This window comes from Streptomyces sp. NPDC037290 (genome assembly GCF_055603245.1).
The window spans coordinates 1-4,257 of record NZ_JBVJVZ010000088.1 but is presented as its reverse complement, the minus strand read 5'-3'; the positions used below and the strand labels follow the sequence as shown (position 1 = coordinate 4,257).

General features: G+C 66.2%; 3 protein-coding genes and 1 pseudogene. 1 reads left to right on the top strand and 3 read right to left on the bottom strand.

Features of this window, described 5'->3' with window-relative positions; translation table 11 throughout:
- Positions 1-206: 206 nt before the first annotated feature.
- From ACZ7HQ_RS44885 to ACZ7HQ_RS44875, 3 genes and pseudogenes are all read right to left on the bottom strand, one after another.
- Positions 207-701: an IS3 family transposase gene (locus ACZ7HQ_RS44885; RefSeq protein WP_471003263.1), complete on the bottom strand. Its 495-nt coding sequence runs from the start codon at positions 699-701 to the stop codon at positions 207-209.
- Complete coding sequence (locus ACZ7HQ_RS44880) at positions 698-1,057, bottom strand: transposase (protein ID WP_471003260.1); 360 nt, start codon at positions 1,055-1,057, stop codon at positions 698-700. Before ACZ7HQ_RS44880 ends, ACZ7HQ_RS44885 begins: the two co-directional genes overlap by 4 nt.
- 634 nt (positions 1,058-1,691) lie before the next feature.
- Positions 1,692-2,234: pseudogene (locus ACZ7HQ_RS44875) on the bottom strand (transposase); the annotation flags it as partial.
- A gap of 151 nt (positions 2,235-2,385) precedes the next feature.
- Here ACZ7HQ_RS44875 and ACZ7HQ_RS44870 point away from each other — a divergent pair.
- Entirely contained in the window at positions 2,386-3,999 is a 1,614-nt protein-coding gene (locus tag ACZ7HQ_RS44870; protein ID WP_471003257.1) for an IS4 family transposase, read from the top strand.
- The last annotated feature ends 258 nt before the right edge of the window (positions 4,000-4,257 follow it).

The following is a 4,257-nucleotide window of genomic DNA, read 5'->3' as shown; positions in this document are numbered from 1 at the left end:
CAAGACCCTCGGATGGAAGACCCCAGCAGAAGCCCTCAACGAGCACCTACTATCGCTCCAGATAGCCGGTGTTGCGACGACCGGTTGAGTCCAAGTTGCGCCCCGTGGTCGCTGTGGAAGATGGCGCCTCTCAGGCTGCCGCGGGTGGCGGCGGCCATCGTCAGCGCGTCGGCGACCAGGTCGGTGCGCATGTGATCGGCGATCGACTAGCCCACGATCCGGCGTGAGAAGCAGTCCAGGACCGTCGCGAGATAGAGATGCTCGCCGTCGCCGACCGGCAGGTACGTTATGTCGCCCATGTACTTCAGGTTCGGCGCGGCAGCGGTGAAGTCCCGCTTGAACAGGTCCGGCACCGGCGTCTGTGCCGGCTCCGGCGCGGTCGTGCGCACGCGCTTGCGCAGGCGCACACCCGTGATGCGGAACTTGCGCATGATGCGCGCGGCCTTCTTCTCGTTGATCACCATGCCGTGGGTGTCACGGAGCTCGGCCGTGATCCGCGGGGCGCCGTACGTCCCGTCGGAGTCCGTGTGGATGGCCCGGATCTTCTCGGCCAGGTCCTCGTCGGCCCGCTCGCGCTCGGCGCGGGCGTCACGCCCCTCTCGCCACTTGTAGTAGCTGGAGCGGGCCACCCCAAGGAGTCGGCACAACCGCTGGACCTCGTGGGTCTGTCGGTGGTCCTCGATGAACTGGCAGCGGTTCACCAGGTCATCTCGGTCGCGAAAAACTTCGTGGCCTTGCGCAGGATGTCGCGCTCCTCAGCGAGCGTCGCATGCTGTTTGCGTACCTGCTTCAGCTCGGTGCGCAGGGCCGCTATCTCGGCCTGAAGTTCTTCGCGGGTGGGCTCGCTCACCGTGGCCGGCTCCTTGGTCTTCCTCGTCGTGCTCATGGTCGTGCCCAGCTCGCCCTGGCGGAACCGCTCGGCCCGCACCCAGTCCCGCAGTGTGCCCCGGCTCACGCCCAGGTCCTCCGCGACCCCGGCCAGGGTCAGGTCCGGATCAGACAGGTACAGCGCAACGGCGTCCGCCTTGAACTCCGGCGAGCAGAACTTCATCACCATAAGGGACATCTCCTCCCCGGCCCCAGGGTCAGAGGCCGGATCAAGATGTCCACTCCCCGGGGGGAAGTGCCGTCGTCTGCCTCCCCCACGAAGGCATCAGCCACTGCGCAGGAAAGTCATCTCCGCTGAGCCGACGGTCGTGTCCCGCGTCGTGGTGTAGGGGATCAAGCGTTACGCGTTCCGGTTCGAGGCCCATGACGATCGCCAGGGAGGAGGCAGTCCACGCGGTGCCCTGCTGGGGCGAGTTGAAGCCTCGTTTTAGCGGGGCTACCGGCCCCGACCTGCGGATTCCGGCGCCTTGATCCCCTACACCACGAAGCGGGACGCCATCGAGCCGACGGCCACCGCCTGCAGTCCAACGAGCCGGGGGCCCACCGCAGCTGGGCACCTGCCACGGTGGCGGCCGGGCAAGGGCCGCGCCAATCGGCCGGGCGATACCCATACGCATCCCGGGCTCGCCGTCCCCCGGCTCCGTCACCAGTCCACCACCAGCCCATGCCCCTACCAAGAGCCTCACAGGAGCGATCATTGCCATCCAGCGCCACCATGTGCGCTTGTGAAAGCGGCGCCGCTGCCGCCCGGCCGGTGTGACGCCGGTCCCTTGTCTGCACAGGTGTTGATGCCCCTATGGATGTCAAGCAGTGGCTTGTGCGGGGTCTGCTTGGTCGGTCGCCTGCCTCGTGGGGACGATGAGCCGGTAGATCTCTCGTGCGATGTATCGCTTCAGGCAGCGGATGATTTCGCGGCGTGTTTTGCCCTCGGTGAGGCGTCGTTGCAGGTAGTCCTGGGTGCGGTGGTCCCAGCGCAGGCGGCTGAGGATGATCCGATAGAGGGCGGCGTTGGCCTGGCGGTCACCGCCGCGGTTGAGTCGGCGGCGCTGGGTCTTGCCGGAGGATGCTTCGACGGGGCTGGTACCGCATAAGGCGGCGAAGGATGCCTCGCTTGCGAGGCGTTCGGGGTTGTCCCCGGCCGCGATGAGCAGGGCGGAGGCGCTGTCCGGGCCGACACCGTAGACGTCGAGCAGGCCCGGGACGGTGGCTTTGACGGCCTGGGCTATCCGCTTGTTGAGGTCGTCGATTTCCTCGGTCAGGTGCTGGATACGGCGGGCGAGCAGCCGCAGGGTGTGGCGGGCGGCCGCTGCCGGTCCTGTCGCGGTCCGGTCGTCCAGTTCGGCGCAAACTCGGTTTTGTACAAGCAATGCCGCGGAGTTAACGCACCATCCAGTACGTCAAGTTGATCAGCTCTATGGTCGTTGCGGGACGTGAAGAACGGGACCTCCGTTACAGCAGTGAAGCCGACCAAGGTCCTCACTGCGAGCGGAGATCCCGTTGTCCGACCAGTCTGCCACTTCGACGTTCACGCGCGCTGTCACGGTTGCCTCTGGCGTCTTCGCGCCAGGTCATTTGGGCGAGTTGACGCAGTACTTGCCCTTCGAGTTGGTTGACGACGTGTTGCAGCGCACGCGCTCGGTGGAGCGAAGGATTCGCCGACTGCCCTCGCGGGTCGGGGTGTATTTCGTCCTGGCCTTGTGTCTCTTTCCGGAGGCCGGCTACCTGCGTGTCTGGGGCAAGATGATCGCCGGACTGCGTGCCCTGACCTGGTGGGTTCCGTCGGAGAAGGCGTTGCGAGAGGTCCGGCGCCGCCTTGGTCCGGCGCCGTTTCGGGAGCTGTTCGAGGTTGTGGCCGGCCCGTTGGCGTGTCCTTTCACCCCAGGCGTGTGCTATCGGCGATGGCGTACGGTCGCCTTCGATGGCTGCAGTTCGCTGGAGGCTCCCGACACTCTCCGTGTCCGAGGTCATCTGGGCAAGACCCGCCGTCACCGAGGCGTCGAGGGGTATCCGCACGTCCGCTTGATGGCGCTGTGCGAGACCGGCACCCGGGGCCTGCTGGGTGCGGTGTTCGGGCCGACGGACACCGGCGAACCCGCATACGCCCGAAGGCTCTTGCCCTTGCTCGACCCGGGCATGCTGCTGCTCGTAGACCGCAACTTCTCCGGCGACGAGTTCTTGAACGACGTGGCTGACACCGGCGCACAACTGCTGGCACGGATCACGCTGCGTCGTCGGCCCGCGGTGATGGCAGTGCTGCCGGACGGCTCCTACCTCACCCGGCTGCTGGGCCGCACCTTCCGGATCATCGAAGCGGACGTGACCGCAGAATGTTCCGACGGAAGCCGTATCGGTGATCGGTACCGGCTGGTGACGACGCTCCTGGACCACCGCACCGACCCCGCCGAACGGCTGGTCAGCCTGTATCACGAGCGGTGGGAGATCGAACTGGCCTTCCTCGCGCTCAAGGACACCTTGTTCACCGGACGGGTCCTGCGGTCGGCCGACCCTGTCGGTCTGGAACAGGAGCTCTGGGCGTTGCTGACCGTCTATCAAACGACCCGACGGGCGATGGTCGATGCGGTCGAGTCCCGGCCGGGCACGAATCCGGACCGGGCAAGCTTCACCATCGCGCTCCACGCGGTGCGGGAACAGCTGGTCACTGCTGAAGGGATCCTCGCGCCCGCCGATATGTCCCGTGGTGTCACCAGGGCCGTACTTGCCAGACTGCTGCCTCTTCGTCGCGCCCGAACCAGCGCCCGCCTCGTGAAGTGCCCCATCTCCCAGTACACCGTTGCCGGGCAGTCCCGTCCCAAGAACAGCCAGCGGATCACCGCCATGAGCATCACTCTCCGTGAGGTCGGTATTCCCGGGCCGGGAGACACATCGCGGGATGTGGGGTTCAAGGAACTCACGCTCCGTCTCCTACGCACCGATCCGCACCGAGCCTGGCGCACCGTGGAGATCAGCCGTGCGCTGGGGATCACGACGACCCCGAAATATCGCAGCCTCTGCACACAGATCAATCGGTGGGCCGACCAGTTCATGCTGGTCAGGGAGGGGCGAGGGCGATACCGCCTCGCCCCGGAGTGGCTGACCCCACCGACGTTTTGAGATCAACTTGACGTACTGGATGGTGCGTTAACTCCGCGGCATTGTTTGTACAAGCCGATCGCCGATTCCATGAGGGCGTTGTCGTAGGCGTCGCCGACCGAGCCGATGGACGCGGCTATGCCGGCGGCGTCCAGATGCTCGGCGAGCCGGAAGCTCGTGTACTGCTTGGACTCAACCGGTCGTCGCAACACCGGCTATCTGGAGCGATAGTAGGTGCTCGTTGAGGGCTTCTGCTGGGGTCTTCCATCCGAGGGTCTT